Source organism: Verrucosispora sp. WMMD703 (assembly GCF_049178935.1).
Taxonomy (GTDB): domain Bacteria; phylum Actinomycetota; class Actinomycetes; order Mycobacteriales; family Micromonosporaceae; genus Micromonospora; species Micromonospora sediminimaris.
In genome coordinates this window covers 1-16326 of sequence record NZ_JBMHMM010000002.1, presented here as the reverse complement: position 1 = coordinate 16326, position 16326 = coordinate 1, and the positions used below count along the sequence as shown (strand labels likewise).

Genomic DNA, 16326 nt, shown 5'->3' with positions numbered 1-16326 from the left:
CCGATGGCCGAGACCGGCCCGCGTGACGCCGAGATCCGGGACCTGGTCGCCAGTACCGCGATGCTGGGCCGGGTGTCCGGGCGTGAGCTGTGGCGCGAGCTGCTTCTGCGGTTGACCGGAGGCCGGTGGCCGCGCCGGTCCGGCTGGCCCGTCGTGCCCCGGCTGGCCACACCGTGGCAGGACACCGTCTCGAACGAACGGATCGGCTGGCGGATGCGCGCGGCGAACCTACGCGCCCACGACCCCGACGACGCCTCCGTACGCGACGAGTTCGTGTTCGAGGTCGACTACCAGGTATGTCGCCGGTGCCGGATCGGCTGGGTCGAGCAGCCGCACACCCTGCCGGCCTACCGCCGCCGCGGCCTGGCCGCCGCCGGCCTCGCGGCGCTACGCAGGGAAAACCCCGGCTACACCTGGCACACGCTCGGCGGGCACATCGACGGCTCCCCGGCGTTCTGGGACACCATCGGCGTAGACGTCCCGGGCGGCTACCGGCCCCGCCGGGTGTGCGAGCACGTCACCGCCGGCGGCTGAACACCCATCACCCACCTCCCGCCCCGGGCCGGCCGATCCGGAGCATCATTGGCCTCCGCCGGATACGTCTCGAACAGATGTGCGCCGCCATCGGCGTGTCGAACCTGGACAGAGGCGGGGATGTGTCGGGCTTGTGGGATACCGTCATTCCTCGGCACTGCGGTTGTCACCAACCGTGAACCTCCTACCGTCCGGCACCGCTTCTCGGAGCGACCGCGGGGCTCCGAACCTCGGAGCCGGAGAGGAGGAACACGGTGCGACAACAGCCGGAGCAGGACCCTCCGCGGGTCACCTCGCGAACCGAGCGGGTGTGGCAGTTCGTGAGGCCTGCGCTGGAGCTGGCCGCCCTGATGGCGGCCTACAACCAGCGCGAGGGCCTCGCCGTGGCGGCGAAGGCCCTCGCGGTGCTGGGGCATACGACGGTGAACTGGTTCCTAGGCCGACGCCACCGGTGATGCCCGGGGCGGGGAGCGTCAGCTTCCCGCCCTTCTCTTTTACTACGTCATCCACCCTAAGACGTATCAGAGCTGATACAAGAACCTGCCGGTGTGTTGACTCAATCCGTTCCGCTGAAGAAGTTTCCGAGGATGCTCTCCACGTAGAGGATGCGGTACACCCCTGACATCGTGGAGAAGAACAGGGAGAACTCCCTGAAGTCTCGGGTGGCGGTAGCGTCCCCGGCATGAGCGTGGACTGGCGCCGACTGACACCGACATTGCGCGCCGGTGACTGGACCTGCCCCGACCATGGCCGGATCCGCCCCGCCGTCGGCGGGCCGGTGCCGACCTGCCCGCACTGCGACGTCGTCGCCCACCAGGTCCGCGTGACCCGCGACGGGCATCGCGAGTTCGTCGCTCCGGTACCACAGCGCTGTGTCGGGTCCGAGCAGCATCCCCTCAACACAGGCCGCTACCAGCTGAGCTGGACACCCTGCCCCTGCCCGCCGCCGCACACCCACCGCGGCCACCACACCTGGACGTGCCACTGCGGCGCCGCCACCCACCATCCACCGTTTTGTGCGGAATTGCATTAGATGCAACATAGGGCAGGGCGGTGATCTGAAGAGAATCGCAGGTCAGGCGGGTCTGTGGTGGGCGTTGCGACGTTACGAGTCTCGGCGTGTCCAGGACGTCTTGAGTAGCTGCAAGATTGATGCATCTGATACAACGTCGGGGTGCGGCGTGATGACCCTGGCTCGGTGAGCCTCGTGCTGGCGCCCAACGTTGTGCATCTGGATCCGGCGCCAGTGGTGTTCGAGGAGATGCTGCGGGGTTGGGCGGCTCAGCAGCGCAGCCGTTTCCTGGCCGAGGCGACGGTCACGCAGCGGCTGCGGTTGGCGCGGCGGCTGGCGGAGTTCTCGGGGCTGTATCCGTGGCAGTGGACGCCGGCCGAGGGGGAGGCGTTCATCTCCCACCTGCGTGGTGGCGACAGGCCATTGGCGTTGTCGACGGCCCGCGGCTACGAGGTGGACCTGCGGATGTTCTGCGAGTACCTGCTGGATGCCCGGTACGGCTGGGCCTCGTTGTGCGTCGAGCGGTTCGGCGTGGCACCGCAGCAGGTGTTTCACCAGGACAACTCCGTCGTTCACATCGAGGATTACGAGGGTGAGCCGGGACGGCGGCCGTTGACCTACGACGAGTTGCAGGCGTTGTTCGACGCGGCCGACGGCCGGGTCGCTGAGATCAGGTCGCGGGGTGTCAAGGGTGCGCTGGCCGCGTCGCGGGACGCGGCGATGCTGAAGCTGACGTACGCCTTCGGGCTGCGTCGGCGGGAGGTGGCGATGCTCGACCTGGTCGATGTGCGGTCGAATCCGAAGGCGCCGCAGTTCGGTCGGTGCGGGATGGTGATGGTGCGCTACGGCAAGGCGTCGCGGGGCGGGCCGCCACGGCGGCGCACGGTGCTGTTGGTGCCGGAGATGGATTGGGTGGTGCCGGTGGTGGAGCACTGGTTGCACGAGGTGCGTCCGGCGCTGGGGCCGGGCAAGCATCCGGCGCTGTGGGTGAGCGAGCGCCGGGGGCGAGTGTCGACGCGGTCGGTCAACGACGCGTTCGTCGCGGCGCGGGAGACCGCCGGGCTGGATCCGGCGCTGGATCCGCATTGCCTGCGTCATTCCTACGTCACGCATTTGATCGAGTTCGACTATCCGGTCAAGTTCGTGCAGGACCAGGTGGGGCACAAGTTCGCCAGCACCACCGCCATCTACACCGGGGTATCCAACGACTACCGCAACCAGCTGCTGCGACGCGTCATGCAAGACCGGCTCGGAGAGATGTGGGACGCGCAGTGATCAAGAAGATGGGGTACCGGTGGCACCTGCGGCAGTTGATGGCCGCCAGGGACATGTTCGCCACCACGGACCTGGTGCCGCTGCTGGCCGAGCGGGGTGTCACGCTGTCGCGGGAGCAGGTGTTCCGGCTGGTGACGCAGCCGCCGCAGCGGCTGTCGATGGACACGCTCGTTGCGTTGTGCGACATCCTCGGGTGCACGCCCAACGACCTGATCGAGCCGCAGGTGGCCAATCAGACGGTCCGCAAGGCGGCCGCCGGTGGTGGCAGGGTGGCGCCGGCCGCGCCGCCGCCACGGGCCACGATCCGCCGGCCCAGGCACGGGTGAGCCCGCGCCGTCGGCGCGTCCGTAACCGCTACGTCGGTGACCCCACCGAGGCGGCCCAGGAACGGCTGCTCGGCCACGTGGTCACGGTGATCGGCGCGCAGTTGTCCCGCGAGGCGGCACAGGCGCTGCTGGAGCGGGCGAACGCCTGGACGTTCATCCCGATGCGTCAGCTCGACCAGCACCTGACCGCCCGGCCGGACGCCCTCGCCGCGCCGGACCCGCACGCGCCGAGGGTGCTCCTGCGGCTGATCTACGCCCTGGTCGACGCCGGCCTCGGGCACGCGGTCACGCTGCCCAGCTGCGCCGGGTGCGGCCGATCACTGCCGGACCTGCAACGCGGCCGGCCGCACCCGGACGGGATCGGCCGATGCTGCCAGCCCTGCATGCTCAAAGCCGAGCAGATCATCTGCGCGCGGTGCGGGCGACCCGGCGACCGCGCCGCCCGCCGCGACGAGGGGGTGATCTGCCGGGCCTGCTACGGCACCGACCCGGCCCGGCAGCAGCAGTGCGCCGGCTGCGGCCGGCGCCGGCAACCGACGCGACGGACCCCTGACGGTCGACCGCTGTGTCAGGGCTGCGCGCCCCGCCCGGTCCACGTCTGCGTGACCTGCGCGCTGCCGTCGCCCGCGCACGCGATCACCGACGCCGGTTCCGTCTGTCGACGCTGCTACCGGGCGCCCGAGCGCCGATGTGGTGGCTGTGGCCGCCCGAGGCAGATCAAACGCCGCGCCGCCGGCGGCAGCCCGGATCTGTGCGCTGCCTGCGCCGAGTCGCCGGTGGCCGAATGTGGCGCCTGCGGCCGGTGGCGGCACTGCCAGCGCGGACCGGACGGCCTGCCGCGCTGTCCCGGCTGCCGACCGCGACCGCTGCGCGAGTGCGCGCTGTGTCGACGCCGCCGCACCACCCAGGCGCACTGGCCGCTGGGGCCGGTCTGCTCGACCTGCTACAGCGGAACGGTCAACAACCCCGGCCCCTGCGCCACCTGTGGCCAGGTCCGGGTCCTCGTTGGCCGCGACGCGCGAGCAACCGGCGTGTGCGGACCCTGCGCGATCCGCGACACCGGCCGCAACGGCATGCGTGCAAACCTGGACTACCTGTGCGCCTCGTGCGGGGAAGCCGGGGACCTCTACGCCGCGCGCCGATGCGCCCGGTGCGTGCTCACCGACCGTGTCACCGACCTCCTCGGCGACGACCACGGCACCATCGACCCCCAGCTACTTCCGTTCGCCGACGCGCTGGTCAACGCGGCCATCCCACGGCACGCCCTCGCCTGGCTGCGCCGCAGCGGCTCCGCCCGGCTGCTCGCCGAGCTGGCCGCGACCAGGGCGCCGGTCACCCACGAGGTGCTCGATGAACTCCTGCACACGCCGAAGGCGGGCGCGGTCGACTACCTGCGCAAACTGCTCGTGGCCACCAGCGTCCTGCCCGACCGGCTGGAGCCGCTGGCCCGGCTCGAACCGTGGCTCGACGCCCTGCTCGTCGACCAGCCAGCCGATCGCCAACGACTCGTCCGGCCCTTCGCCCAGTGGGTCGTCCTGCGCAAGGCCCGCCGCGCCGCCACCCGCGGCCGATACACCGCCAGCTCCGCCACCGCCGACCGCGAGGACATCCACCAGGCGCTGGCCCTGATGTCCTGGCTGGGCCAGCGCAACCTGACGATCGACGACCTCACCCAGCCGCGCCTGGACGAGTTCATGACCGACGGCCGAGCCCACCGACGCCGGGCGGTCCGGGCCTTCACCGCCTGGACCGCCGCGCGACGGATCACTCCGAACCTGGTCATCGCCCGCCGCCGCGACGACACGCCCTCCCGGTTCCTCGCCGAAGACCACCACCTGCACCTGCTGCGGCGGTGCCTCACCCCGGACGACCCGACGCCGGTCGACGTGAAGGTGGCCGGCGGTCTCATCCTGCTCTACGGCGTCCGGTTGCCGAAGATCCACGCGCTGACCACCGAGCGGCTGAGTCGAGACGACCGGGGAACCTACCTGGCCCTCGACTCCGTGCCGGTCCTGCTGCCGCCGACCCTCGCGCAGCTCGTCGACCAGCTCATCGCGCAACCACCACGCACGTTCGGTCTGCGCCCCACCGCGCAGGCCCAGGCCGCCTACCTCTTCCCGGGCAGACCGCCGACCCGCCCCATCGCGGCGGCCAGCCTCGGACACCGTCTACGCCAACACGGCATTCCCGTTGGCGCCGCCCGCAACAACGCCCTGATCGCCCTCGCGGCCGACCTGCCCGCACCCGTCATCACCGACCTGTTCGGCCTCACCCACAAGACCGCCGCCACCTGGAGCACCTACGCCCGAGCCGACTGGACCGCCTATCTCAACAGCCGACCCGACCCCGACGCCCCGCACCCATGACCGGTCCATCCCTCTGCTCGGGGCCGTAGGCTGCGGAAATGGACATCGCCTGCGACTGGGCCCGCCCGTAGCTTTCCGCGAAAGATCAACGATCAGTGGTTGATCGTGAGTGAGAGGCGCGCTCAGCGACGGGTCGGTGCTGGTCGGCGGCCGATTCCGGGCCAGAATCGGCCGACCCGGGCGGCGTAGTCGGCGTAGGCGGCGCCGTGGGTGCGGGCAAGGTAGGGCTCCTCGACGGCGCGGACCTGCAGCTGGATCGACGCGACCAGGACTGCGGTGGCGGCCAGGGCGATGGGGTTGGGCACCATCGCGGCAAGACCGGCGCTGGTGGCGGTCATGGCGGTGAAGATGGGGTTGCGGGCCAGGGCGAACGCGCCGCCGGTGACCAGGGCGGTGCGCTCGGCCGGGTCGACCCCGACGCGCCAGGAGGCGCCCATGCTCAGTTGCGCGGCGAGGGTGGCGGTCACGCCGGCGCCGACCAGGACCAGCCCAGCCACCCGCAGCCTGCTGTGGTCAAGAACGCTGACCGGGTCCATCCTGGCCAGGGCAGCAGCCGGACCGGCGAGGCCGAGCAGCAGCGCGGCGACGAACAGCAGTTTCGCCCACCAGCCCACCGACCCGGGCGGACCGGCATCCAGCCGCAGCCCTGTGTCGCCGGTTGCCTTCCACTGCGCGACGCTGCGCCACCCGAACGCCAGCCCGAGGCCGGTCAGGTACAACGCGACCGCGATCGCAGCCATCACCGTGCCCCTCCTGCAAACCCAGGCTGGGCGGCTGGCAGGGAGCGGGTGCGGCCGGCGCGTACGCCGTTGCCGATGACGACGATTTCGGCGAGTTCGTGGATCAGGACGACAGCGGCCAGGCCGAGGACGCCGAAGGTGGCCAGCGGGATAAGAACGGTGATCAGTCCAAGGGACAGGCCGACGTTCTGCAGCATGATGCGGCGGCTTCGGCGAGCGTGGGCAAGGGTTTGTGGCAGGTGCCGCAGGTCTTCGCCCATCAGCGCGACGTCGGCGGTTTCGATCGCGACGTCGGTCCCCATGGCGCCCATGGCGATGCCGACGTCGGCGGTGGCCAGGGCAGGGGCGTCGTTGACACCGTCACCGACCATCGCGGTCGGCCGCGCGGCGCGCATGGCCGTGATGATGCGGGACTTGTCCTCGGGTCGAAGGTCGGCGTGAACCTCGTCGATGCCGGCCTGGGCGGCGAGTGCGGTGGCGGTGCGGGTGTTGTCGCCGGTGAGCATCGCCACGGTGTATCCGTCGGCGTGGAGCCGGGCGACGACTTCGGCGGCTTCGGGTCGTAGTTCGTCGCGGACGGCGATGGCGCCGATCAGGGTGCCGTCGTGTTCGACGAGGACGGCGGTCGCGCCGGCTGTCTGCATGGCGGTGACGTGCTCGCCCAAGGGGCCGGGGTGGATCCAGCCGGGGCGGCCGAGCCGTGCCGGCCGGTCGTCGACGATGCCGGTCAGGCCGGCACCGGTGACGGCCTCGACGTCGGCGGCCGGGATGTGGTCGGGTGCGGCGGCGAGGATCGCCCGGGCCAGGGGGTGTTCGCTGCGTGATTCGAGTGCTGCGGCGACCCGAAGGACCTGGTCGCGGCTGGTCGTGTCGGTGGTGGCAACGTCAACGACGGTGGGTTCGTTGCGGGTCAGGGTGCCGGTCTTGTCCAGCGCGACCGCGCGGATCCGGCCCAACGCTTCGAGTGCGGCGCCGCCCTTGACCAGCGCGCCGATGCGGCTGGCGGCGCCGATCGCGGCGACGACGGTTACCGGCACGGAGATGGCCAGCGCGCACGGGGAAGCGGCGACGAGCACGACGAGGGCACGTTCGATCCAGGTACGTGGATCGCCGGCTAGAGCGCCGGCCACGGCGATGATCGCGGCGAGAATCATGATGCCGGGTACCAGCGGTTTGGCGATCCGGTCGGCGAGCCGCTGGGCGGCACCCTTGCGAGACTGCTCGGCCTCCACGATGCGCACGATCCGCGCCAGAGAGTTGTCGGACGCGGTAGCGGTCACCTGCACCTCAATGGCACCGGTGCCATTGATCGAACCGGCGTAGACGGCATCACCAGGATTCGCCTCAACCGGCACGGACTCACCGGTCAATGCGGACACGTCGAGCGCGGAACGGCCCGTGCGGATCACACCATCGGTCGCCAGGCGTTCACCGGGCCGCACGAGCAGCAGATCACCAACGCGCAACTGGGCGGGGTCGATGGTGACTTGCGCCCCTTCGCGAAGGACTGTCGCCTCAGCGGGTACGAGGTTGAGCAGCGCCCGCAGGCCGCGCCGAGTCCGGGCGACGGAGTACTCCTCCAAGCCTTCGCTGATGGAGTAGAGGAACGCCAGCATGGCGGCCTCGGTGACCTCGCCGAGCACCACCGCACCGACAGCGGCGATCGTCATCAAAGTGCCGACGCCGATCTTTCCCTTGGCCAGGCGTTTCAGGGTGTTCGGCACAAACGTCCACGCGCCGACCAGCAACGCAACAGTGTTGAGGCCGATGCCAACCGGGCGCGGGGCGTCGACCAGCCCGGCGATGAACCCGGCGAGCAGAAACACCCCGGCGACGGCAGCAGCCCGCAACTCGCTGACCTGCCACAGCCGCTCGGGCTCGCGCTCCTCCTCGGCACCTTCCACGCGGGGTTCGTCGTCTCCGCAGCCGCACGCGTCGCTCATCGCACAGCCTCCTCGTCGCCGATCCCGGTACCGTCAGGGCCGTAGTTGGGGCACAGCGCCACCGCATCGCCGGTGGCGGCCAGCAACTGCTCGGCGCTGGCGAGCAGATCGAGCAACTCAGGCCGGGCCAACGAGTACACCGACGCCCGGCCGACCGGCCGATAGTCGACCAGGCCACAGTCACGCAGACACGCCAGATGCTTCGACACCGTCGACTGAGCCAGACCCAGCTCGCCGGTCAGGTCCACCACCCGAGCCTGCCCCCGGGCCAGCCGCTGAACGATCCGCAGCCGGGTCGGATCGGCCAGAGACGCGAACAACGCCACCGCCGGACTCAACCCGGCCCGGTCACAGCCCTCCACACGATTCATCGCCATGCAGCGATACTAGCGCCATTAGGGAATGCATTACCGGCGGCGTGGTCCACGTCACCGCCCGCTCGGCAGTTGGCCCCGGACGCGCCCATGCTGGTCTTCCTGCCCGCGGTGTGGCCCCGGCAGCTGCGTACCTGGGTGCCGGACCGGGCCACCCGCTGTGAGACCTGGTACGAGCAGGACCCGAAGACGTACGAGGTGCTGAGGGCCCGTCCGTAGTTTCCGGACCAAAACAACGCTAAGAACTGGGGCATTGATCTCGGTCTGACGGACCCGTAGCCTCCCGTCCGTTTGGTGACGGTCGATGGCTGGGTGGTGGGTTCGTGGGTACGCGGGATGTGTTCTCTGAGGAGGAGCTGGCGCAGCTTCGGGCGTTCCCGGAGATCGGCCGGGTGGACCTGATTCGGCACTTCACGCTGACGGACGTGGACGAGGCGTTCGTGCGTGCTCGTTCGCCGGTTGCCGAATTGTTCCCTGTTGGGATCAAGGCGACGTCCGTCCCCGACCGGGCGGGTGTCCGTTGAGGGTTCCTCGTACAGAACCGGGGTTCAGGTCGGCTCGCGCATGAGGTCGCCGAAGATGAGCGCGCCAGCGCGGACGGCTTGGGGCATTGTGAGCACGACTCCGGACAGGTCGTGTCGGTGTTGGTAGGCCGTGGCGTGGTCGGTGTTGGTGAAGAAGTTGATGACTGGGCAGCAGCTTTGGGTGATTGGGCCGGTGCCGCGTGAGCCGACGAACACGACTGCCGTCTGAGGGTGCCAGATCCACTGTCCGGTCCGGCTGGTGGCGGTGATCGGTTCGCCGCTGTGCGGGTCGGTCGAGGTGATGTCGATGTCGCGGTTGAGCATCGCGGCGATGCCGAGTGCGTCGATTGCGCAGTTGGCGAAGGCCTGCGGCCCGCTGGCGATGCGGACCCGGTGCGGCGAGGCGCCGGCGGCGAAGGGCACCGCGCCGGTGACCACGGAGGTGTCCGGGTCGGTGAACACCAGCTCGGTGTGGCTGAGCTCGCGCAGGGTGTCGGGCAGGTCCACGCCGTGTGCGCGGGCCGAGTCGGCAAGCTGCGACGTCGGCGGTGGTGCGCCGGTGGTGGCGAAGCTGGCCAACACCCGCTAGTGCAGATCCCGTAGCGGGGCGGGCAGCGCGGCCCGGCGGGTGAGCAGGTTGTCGGGGGGCAGCCCGGCGCAGGACAGCATCGTGGCGAGGTCGCCGTCGCTATCGCTGCTGTTCATGGTGGCTCCGCTCGTTCGGGGCTGGTGGGCAGCCTTGGTGTCTGGGGCGGCGCCGGTGCCAGGCGATGACGACACCGATGGCCACGGCGAGGACCACGCCGGCGGTGCCGAGCAGCGCGGTGTTGCTGGTGGCCGCGCCGATGCCGGCGCCGATGCCGGCGAGGCCGCCGGTGAGCAGCAGTGCGTGCAGGGTGCAGCACACGGCCAGGGCGCCGGCGGCCCATACGGCGCTGCGGCGGGGGCGGCTGTCAGGCACAGCAGGAGGTCGGCAGTTCGTTGCGGAACGTCCCGGCGGTGATCCGCAGGCTTTCGGCCATCGTCAGGTAGGGCGCCCAGGTGTCGGCGATGTCGTCGACGGTCATCCCGGCTTTGATGGCGTAGGTGGCGGCCAGCATCATCTCTCCGGCGCCGTCGGCGAGGGCGTGGACGCCGAGCACCCGGCCGGTGTTCGCGTCCGCGACGACCTTGACCGCTCCGCGGGTGTCGCGGTTGACCAGCGCCCTGGGCACGTCGGCGAGGTCGAGGATGCGGCAGGCGCAGTCGTGCCCGGCGGCGAGGGCGTCGGCTTCGGTGAGCCCGGCCGAGGCCAGCTGCGGCCGGGTGAACACCACCGACGGCAGGCCGGTGTAGTCCAACCGGGCCGGGCGGGTGCCGTCGCCGGCGAGGGCGTTGACCGCCGCGACGCGGCCGGTGGCGGCGGCGACGTAGACGTACTGCGGTGCGCCGGTGACGTCGCCCGCGGCATACACCCGGGGGTTGGTGGTGCGCTGCGCGGCGTCGACAACCACGAACCCCCGCTCGTCGGTCTTCACGCCGGCGACGGCCAGGTCGAGGCCGTCGGTGCGGGCCCGCCGGCCAGTGGCCACCAGCAGCCGCTGCCCGCTCGCCCGCCGCCCGGACGCGGTGACGACCTCCACCCCGCCGGCAGCGCGCTGCACCTCGGTGGCGTGCTCTTCCAGCATGGTGATGCCGTCGTCGGCGAACACGGCGCGCAGCGCCTCGGCGAGTTCCGGTTCGGCCCTCGGCGCGAGCCGCCCGACCAGGGTGACCCGGGTGCCGAGGTGGGCGAACAACTGCGCCTGTTCCATGCCGACGTACCCGCCGCCGACCACTACCAGCGAGTCAGGCAGCTCGGACTGCTCCATCGCCGTGGTAGAGGTCAGGTAGTCCACCTCGCCGAGGCCGGGCAGATCAGGCCGGGCCGGTTCAGCACCGGTCGCGATCACGTAGGCGCGAGCACGCAGCGGCCGGTCGTCGATGGTGAGGGTGTCGCCATCGGTGAACCGGGCCTGCCCGGGCCGGACCTCGAAGCCGTAGGCGGCGGCGACGTCGCCGTACTTGGCCTGCCGTAGCCGACCCACCAGCTCGTCCTTCTGCCCGACGAGCGCGCGCAGGTCCACTCCGTCGGCGGAGGTGGGCGCCCCAGGAAACGGGTTGGACAGCGCAGCGTGCCGAGTGCCGGCCGCGGCCAGCAGCGTCTTCGACGGCACACAACCGACGTTCACGCACGTGCCACCCAGCACCGCCCGTTCGATGAGCACCACCCTCGCGCCGGCCTGCCGGGCCGCGATCGCGGCGGCCATCGCCGCCCCGCCGGAGCCCACCACCGCGAGATCGACGTCGTCGTTGTCCGCCATGAGCTGCCTTCCGCTGGTCATCGGGCCCTTACCGAGCTAAGACTGGACCTTCCAGTGCAGGGTAAGGTCAAGAGGCGGAAGGTGACCGGGATTGCGGATCGGTGAGCTCGCGGCGGTCACGGGCACCACGACCAAGACGCTGCGCTTCTACGAAGACATCGGCCTGCTGCGCCCCGCCGGGCGCACCGCAGCCGGGTACCGCCAGTACGGCGTGGAGGCGGTGGCGCGGCTGGACTTCATCCGCCGTGGCCGCGCCGCCGGACTGACCCTGGCGCAGATCCGCGAGGTCCTCGACGTCCGCGACCGGGGCCACGCCCCGTGCGCGCACGTCGAGGACCTGCTCGCCACGCGGCTGCGCGACCTCGACGCCCAGATCGCCGACCTGCAGGCGCTACGCGACACAGTCACGCAGCTGCACGACGCCGCCAGCACGCCCGACCCTGGCAGTTGCCATCCAGAGCAGGTCTGCCGCTACCTGTAACCCCACCCCCGCGAGAGGGGATCCGCCGTGACCGCCGCCCTGGTACCCGCCAGCCCCTAGGCCTCGCCGTAGTTTTCAGCGAGAAACAACTCCAGCGCAGGTCAGGGCGGCCTGCGCGAATGACTGGAGCCGGGATCGTCATCCGGTTTGACCAGCGCTGGAGTTGTTTTTGGTCCGGAAGCCGGTAGGCCCTGAGGGAGCAGACCGTGCGGGCCCCGAAGTCGGTCGTCGCCGACCGGTCGTACGTCGTCAACCGCGACACAACAACTCGCGACCTGCCAGCGTGGTTGGCTGCCCTGCTCATCCGGCCAACGACTGCAGCCTGCGGCCGTCGGCTCTGCTGCCGAATTCGGTTGAGGCGGCGAAGGGCGGCCCCGCGCTCATGATCAGCGAATAGCGCAGGAGTCGAATAGGTGCACTCCACCGGTGGTGGTGATCTCCGAGGCGCAGTAGCCACGCCGGTGGTCGAGGCGGCCCGGTCCGCAGTGATGCTGCGGAATCAAGTGCCGGTGGCGTCGGGAAGCTGCGCGAGCACCTCCGGCGGCGCCAGCTCGACCGGAAGCGGTCGAGGTTCGGTGTGCTTGGTCGGGTCGCACCGGCTGAACGGGCCGTACTCGGCGGCGAGCGCGGCGAGGTGGGGGTCGAGGTGGTCGCGCCACCAGATGCTCATGCCGGTCTGCGGGTCGCTGACCCGCAGGGTCTCCCATGCTCGCCAGAGCGCGTACAGACGGGAGATCGCTTCCGGGTGGGCCCACCAGCGCGGGCACCAGTTCAGCCCGGAGGTCGGTCCGCTGGCGAGGCGACGCTCCACGACGTGGGCGAGGTAGTCCCCGACGAACGCTTCGACGTTGCGGTAGACCGGCTCGTCACCGGCCGGCTTGGAAGTGGCCGGCGGCGGGTCGGCTTGGTGGTCGCCGGCCAGTTCGCCGAGTAGGGCGCTGAGGTCGGCGACCGGATCGGTGGCCGGTCCGGGGAGCGGGCTGGTCATGGTGCTGGCTCCGGCGGGGCGTCGGGGGTGAGGGTCCAGTCGGTGCGGCCGGTGGGATCCCAGCGGTCGATCGAGGCCCGGATAGCGGCGGCGTGAGGTCCGTCCTGCCATGGGGCGGTGCGGGCGAGGGCAGGTGGTGCTCCGGAGGCGTAGACGATCATCCGGCCGCGAGGTAGAGCGTGGAGGTCGGAGACGTCGAGGATGCGTTGGCGGCGGGTGGCGTGGGAGACCGAGCGTTGGCCCCAGCCGGATCCGCTGCTGCTGGTCGACCGGGTGGTGACGTCGTGCTCCCCGATGAGTTTGGAGAGTTCTTCGAGCCAGTCGGGGTCGGCGACGCCGCCGCCGTAGGTGCGGACGTTCGCGGCGGACCACAGCTTGCGCATGCCTTCGCGTCCCCACACGTCGACGCCTTGGGGGTAGGACTGCAGGATCGTGATGATGGGCAGGCCGTGGGAGCCGTAGTACGAGTACAGGTTGGGCAGTTGGCGTAGCCGGCAGATGTTCGCCGCTTCGTCGAGGATGCTCAGCAGCGGCGGGTCGAGGCGTCGGCCGGCCGAGGCGCGTGCCTGTAGCTCGCCAGCGCGCAGGACGGCGTCGGTGAGCGCGGCGACCAGGGGGGCGGGGGAGCCGGGCCCGCCTTGGGAGAGCAGGTACAGCACGTCGGTGGAGGTCACGAACGCGGCCGGGTCGAACGTGAGCACCCTGCCTCGGGTGGGTGGGGTGACCCAGCGGGTGACGGCCGGCTCGGTCAGGCACATGAGCATCTTCTGGGCACCGGCGTAGATGCCACCGCGGGTCTTGTCGGGCATGTTGACCACGCCGGACACCGCGTCAGCGGGTAGGTCGAAGCCGTGCTCGCGCAGCAGCATCGCCGGTTCGTCGTCCCGAGGGCTGACCGACCACCGGTAGGCGGCGAGGATGTCTCGCCCGGACACGGCGGCCGCGAGGAGCAGGTTCGCCACCAGCTCCTCGCTGGAGGGGTCGAAGAAGGCGTCGCGGCTGACGCCCGGCTCTCGTTCGGCGGCGGCGAAGTGCTCGGCGAGCCGCCGGGCGTCGGTGATGGTGGCCACGGCACGCAGCGGGTTCCACCACATGCCCTGCTCGGCGCCGAGAATGTGCTGCGGATCGAACACCCACACCGTGCCCCGGGCTGCGCGGATCTCACGGGTGGCGTCGACGATGTCGCCCTTGACGCTGGTGACCAGGGTCGGACCGGGTGCGGCGACGATGGCGGGGATGGCCCGGCTGGTGGTCTTGCCGGTACGCGGGCCCCAGATGTCGACGGCCATGTCCTCCCAGGACTGGCGCAGCGGCATCCCGCCGGCGACGGTGGTGCCGATGAGCACGCCGAGCTGGTCGGGGTCGGGCCGGTCGACGTCGGCGAGGCTGGGTCGCAGTCGCCGGCCGCTGTCGGCGACCCCCTTCGGGCCGAGGTGTGCCAGGTCGGCGCGGGTGGCCATGCGCCGGGCGGCCGAGTCGACCCGGGTCCGTCGCCGGCGGATCCACCGCCTGATCGCGACCACCGCCCCGATCAGCAGCAGCAGGATGGCGAGCTGGCCGACCGCGACGAGCGTGCACGCGGTGGTCCAGGTGATGTCTCCGCGCAGCACGGCGAGGGCGACCTGGATTGGGTGGCCGCCGGTGTAGCCGGGCGGTCGGGTCAGCACGACCGGTAGCCACACCGTGCCGGCGAGGACCAGGACCAGGGCGGCGAGCCCGCCCACGATCAGACCGGCGTCGTCGTGGCCACCGCGCGGTCCGGCGGGCCGGTTCACGTCATCGTCCAGCGGAAGTCGGTGTTGCCGAGCTGCTTCTCCACCTCGGTGGGCTCCAGGTGCACGGGGATTCCCGGCCTCGATCCGACCTTGATGAGGAAGTTCCCGCGCCCGACGGTTTCCCCGCCCTCCGTGGCCGTCCAGGACGGTGGTGCCGACCAGGACAGCACCTCCCGCCGTTCTGCCTGCGACAACGGCCGTACGCGGGCGACGGCGTCGAGTTCCTGTTCGGAACACGGACCGATCATGAGCACGGCGCTGCGTTCGGCGAAACCGCGGGCTTTGGCCCGGTCGTGTGCGGTGGGCAGCGCTTCCAGGTCGGCGAGGGAGTGGGTGATGAAGGCGGTGCCGGTGCCCTTCTGCCGGTTGAGGCGGGTGAGGCCGTCGGCGCGGTCGACCAGGCCGTGCCCGACCCGTAGCGCCCGCCACAGCTCGTCGAGCACGGTGAAGAACGTCCGGGCCGGGGCCAGGCCGAGGTCGGCCATCAGGTGCGCGGCCTCCACCTGGGCGAAGCCGTACGACCAGGTCGACAGCAGGGTCGCGGCGGTGCGCAGCTCGTCGGTGTCGTCGATGCCGGAGATGTCGACGCACACGGCCGGGGTGTCCAGGCGAATCGCGGTGGTGGTCTGCCCCTCGAAGGTGTCGCCGAGTGGGCCGTGCAGCAGGGCCAGCAAGGTGCGGTGCAGTGCGGCGGTGTCCTCCCGGAACCGGGGGAGATCTCCCTCTTCCTGCCAGAGGGTGACCGCGCGGACCTCGGCGGGCGCGTCGCGGATGACGGCCAGGACGTCGGAGAGCACTGGCTGGGTGTCGGTCTCGCGTTCGGCGAGGAAGCGCAGCGCGGCGGCCAGCACGGTGGTCTCGTCGGAGCTGACCGGGCCCCGGCGGACCAAGGTGGCGAGGGCGACCAACATGTTCAGGCGACGGTCGGTGACGGCCGCGCGGACGACGGCACCGGTGCGGTCGTCGACCCGGTCGAGGACCTGCCGCCACGGTCCGGCATCGAGGGGGTTGATCCGGTCCAGGCCCGGCCCCACGCGCAGCACCTGACCGCCCAGGGCGTGTACCAGTTCGGCGTAGTCGGGTTTGAGGTCGCCGAGGATCAGCGGGGTCACGCCCTGGGCGGTGAGGCCGAGGACCATCCGGCGGACGGCGGTGGACTTGCCCATTCCGGGCTCGCCCTCGATCCACACCGACGGGTTGTTGATCAACCTCGCTCTCGTGTACCAGGAGATCGGGTCGAAGCACACCGCGCTGCCGGTGTAGAGGTGCCGGCCGACGGGGACGCCGATCATCGGGGTTGAGGCGCCGGTGCCGAACGGGAACAGTCCGCACACCTGGACGGTGGTGCCCCGGTACTCCGTGGGTGGTTCGATCCAGGACCACCGGCCCCCGCCGGGCCCGGAGTAGCCGAGCCGGCCGGGCCGGCGTGCGGCTGGTCGACGCAGTGGCGGTTGCATGCTGTTGTCCCGGGTGCTGATGGTCATGCCGGTGTCCTAGAAGGGGATCGTGGCGTGGGTGGGCAGCACGACACCGGCGGGCAGGCCGGCGGCGAACCCGGCGGCCTGGCAGCCGTACATCGGCCGTAGCACCAGCCGGGCCTCACCGGCGCGGGCCCGGATGATGCCGGCGGCCTCGTCGAGCTGCTT

At 71.2% G+C, this 16326-nt stretch carries 18 protein-coding genes; 9 read left to right on the top strand and 9 right to left on the bottom strand.

The window, feature by feature from the left end; all coding sequences use genetic code 11:
* The first annotated feature begins 3 nt into the window (after positions 1-3).
* The 6 genes from ACN26Z_RS00155 to ACN26Z_RS00130 all read left to right on the top strand — a co-directional run bounded on the left by ACN26Z_RS00155 (position 4) and on the right by ACN26Z_RS00130 (position 5513).
* Positions 4-534, top strand: a complete 531-nt coding sequence (locus ACN26Z_RS00155; RefSeq protein WP_421459506.1) for a hypothetical protein — start codon at positions 4-6, stop codon at positions 532-534.
* Between the two features lie 320 nt (positions 535-854).
* The gene (locus ACN26Z_RS00150) at positions 855-989 is read left to right on the top strand and encodes a hypothetical protein (RefSeq protein ID WP_421459505.1); all 135 of its coding nucleotides are present in this window, start codon (positions 855-857) and stop codon (positions 987-989) included.
* Positions 990-1216: 227 nt separating this feature from the next.
* Positions 1217-1567 (top strand): hypothetical protein, encoded by a 351-nt coding sequence (locus tag ACN26Z_RS00145; RefSeq protein ID WP_421459504.1) that lies wholly within the window; start codon positions 1217-1219, stop codon positions 1565-1567.
* A 165-nt stretch (positions 1568-1732) separates the two neighbouring features.
* Positions 1733-2821, top strand: a complete 1089-nt coding sequence (locus ACN26Z_RS00140; RefSeq protein WP_256092951.1) for a tyrosine-type recombinase/integrase — start codon at positions 1733-1735, stop codon at positions 2819-2821.
* Complete coding sequence (locus ACN26Z_RS00135; protein WP_400324887.1) at positions 2821-3147, top strand: helix-turn-helix domain-containing protein; 327 nt, start codon at positions 2821-2823, stop codon at positions 3145-3147. The genes ACN26Z_RS00140 and ACN26Z_RS00135 overlap by 1 nt, the downstream gene beginning before the upstream one ends.
* Positions 3144-5513 (top strand): hypothetical protein, encoded by a 2370-nt coding sequence (locus ACN26Z_RS00130; protein WP_091331350.1) that lies wholly within the window; start codon positions 3144-3146, stop codon positions 5511-5513. The genes ACN26Z_RS00135 and ACN26Z_RS00130 overlap by 4 nt, the downstream gene beginning before the upstream one ends.
* 122 nt (positions 5514-5635) lie before the next feature.
* Here ACN26Z_RS00130 and ACN26Z_RS00125 read toward each other — a convergent pair whose 3' ends face one another.
* The 3 genes from ACN26Z_RS00125 to ACN26Z_RS00115 are packed head-to-tail and all read right to left on the bottom strand — an operon-like array spanning position 5636 to position 8573.
* Positions 5636-6253, bottom strand: a complete 618-nt coding sequence (locus tag ACN26Z_RS00125; RefSeq protein WP_091331348.1) for a methyltransferase family protein — start codon at positions 6251-6253, stop codon at positions 5636-5638.
* Positions 6253-8196: a heavy metal translocating P-type ATPase gene (locus ACN26Z_RS00120; protein ID WP_091331347.1), complete on the bottom strand. Its 1944-nt coding sequence runs from the start codon at positions 8194-8196 to the stop codon at positions 6253-6255. The genes ACN26Z_RS00125 and ACN26Z_RS00120 overlap by 1 nt, the downstream gene beginning before the upstream one ends.
* Positions 8193-8573: an ArsR/SmtB family transcription factor gene (locus tag ACN26Z_RS00115; RefSeq protein ID WP_091331346.1), complete on the bottom strand. Its 381-nt coding sequence runs from the start codon at positions 8571-8573 to the stop codon at positions 8193-8195. The genes ACN26Z_RS00120 and ACN26Z_RS00115 overlap by 4 nt, the downstream gene beginning before the upstream one ends.
* A gap of 87 nt (positions 8574-8660) precedes the next feature.
* Here ACN26Z_RS00115 and ACN26Z_RS00110 point away from each other — a divergent pair, with 87 nt between their 5' ends.
* Positions 8661-8789, top strand: a complete 129-nt coding sequence (locus tag ACN26Z_RS00110) for a hypothetical protein (protein WP_256092950.1) — start codon at positions 8661-8663, stop codon at positions 8787-8789.
* 104 nt (positions 8790-8893) lie between these two features.
* A complete protein-coding gene (locus ACN26Z_RS00105) occupies positions 8894-9094 on the top strand; it encodes a hypothetical protein (RefSeq protein WP_091331344.1) in 201 nt (66 codons plus the stop codon).
* A 24-nt stretch (positions 9095-9118) separates the two neighbouring features.
* On the opposite strand, the gene ACN26Z_RS00100 is transcribed toward ACN26Z_RS00105, so the two are convergent.
* From ACN26Z_RS00100 to merA, 3 genes are all read right to left on the bottom strand, one after another.
* Positions 9119-9673: an alkylmercury lyase family protein gene (locus tag ACN26Z_RS00100; RefSeq protein ID WP_421459503.1), complete on the bottom strand. Its 555-nt coding sequence runs from the start codon at positions 9671-9673 to the stop codon at positions 9119-9121.
* Between the two features lie 109 nt (positions 9674-9782).
* Positions 9783-10055, bottom strand: a complete 273-nt coding sequence (locus ACN26Z_RS00095) for a hypothetical protein (RefSeq protein WP_091331338.1) — start codon at positions 10053-10055, stop codon at positions 9783-9785.
* A complete protein-coding gene (gene merA / locus ACN26Z_RS00090; protein ID WP_091331336.1) occupies positions 10048-11436 on the bottom strand; it encodes a mercury(II) reductase in 1389 nt (462 codons plus the stop codon). Before merA ends, ACN26Z_RS00095 begins: the two co-directional genes overlap by 8 nt.
* Before the next feature lie 91 nt (positions 11437-11527).
* Between merA and ACN26Z_RS00085 the strand changes: the two genes are divergently transcribed.
* Positions 11528-11917 carry a heavy metal-responsive transcriptional regulator gene (locus ACN26Z_RS00085; RefSeq protein WP_091331334.1) on the top strand — a complete coding sequence of 130 codons (390 nt, stop codon included), beginning with the start codon at positions 11528-11530 and terminating at the stop codon, positions 11915-11917.
* A gap of 499 nt (positions 11918-12416) precedes the next feature.
* On the opposite strand, the gene ACN26Z_RS00080 is transcribed toward ACN26Z_RS00085, so the two are convergent.
* Genes ACN26Z_RS00080 through ACN26Z_RS00070 form a run of 3 tightly spaced genes read right to left on the bottom strand, consistent with a single transcriptional unit; the run spans position 12417 to position 16164 of the window.
* On the bottom strand, positions 12417-12905 hold the full coding sequence (locus tag ACN26Z_RS00080) for a DUF4913 domain-containing protein (RefSeq protein ID WP_421459502.1): 489 nt from the start codon (positions 12903-12905) through the stop codon (positions 12417-12419).
* Positions 12902-14680, bottom strand: a complete 1779-nt coding sequence (locus tag ACN26Z_RS00075; protein WP_421459501.1) for a type IV secretory system conjugative DNA transfer family protein — start codon at positions 14678-14680, stop codon at positions 12902-12904. Before ACN26Z_RS00075 ends, ACN26Z_RS00080 begins: the two co-directional genes overlap by 4 nt.
* On the bottom strand, positions 14677-16164 hold the full coding sequence (locus ACN26Z_RS00070; RefSeq protein ID WP_421459500.1) for an ATP/GTP-binding protein: 1488 nt from the start codon (positions 16162-16164) through the stop codon (positions 14677-14679). The genes ACN26Z_RS00075 and ACN26Z_RS00070 overlap by 4 nt, the downstream gene beginning before the upstream one ends.
* Positions 16165-16326: the final 162 nt, after the last annotated feature.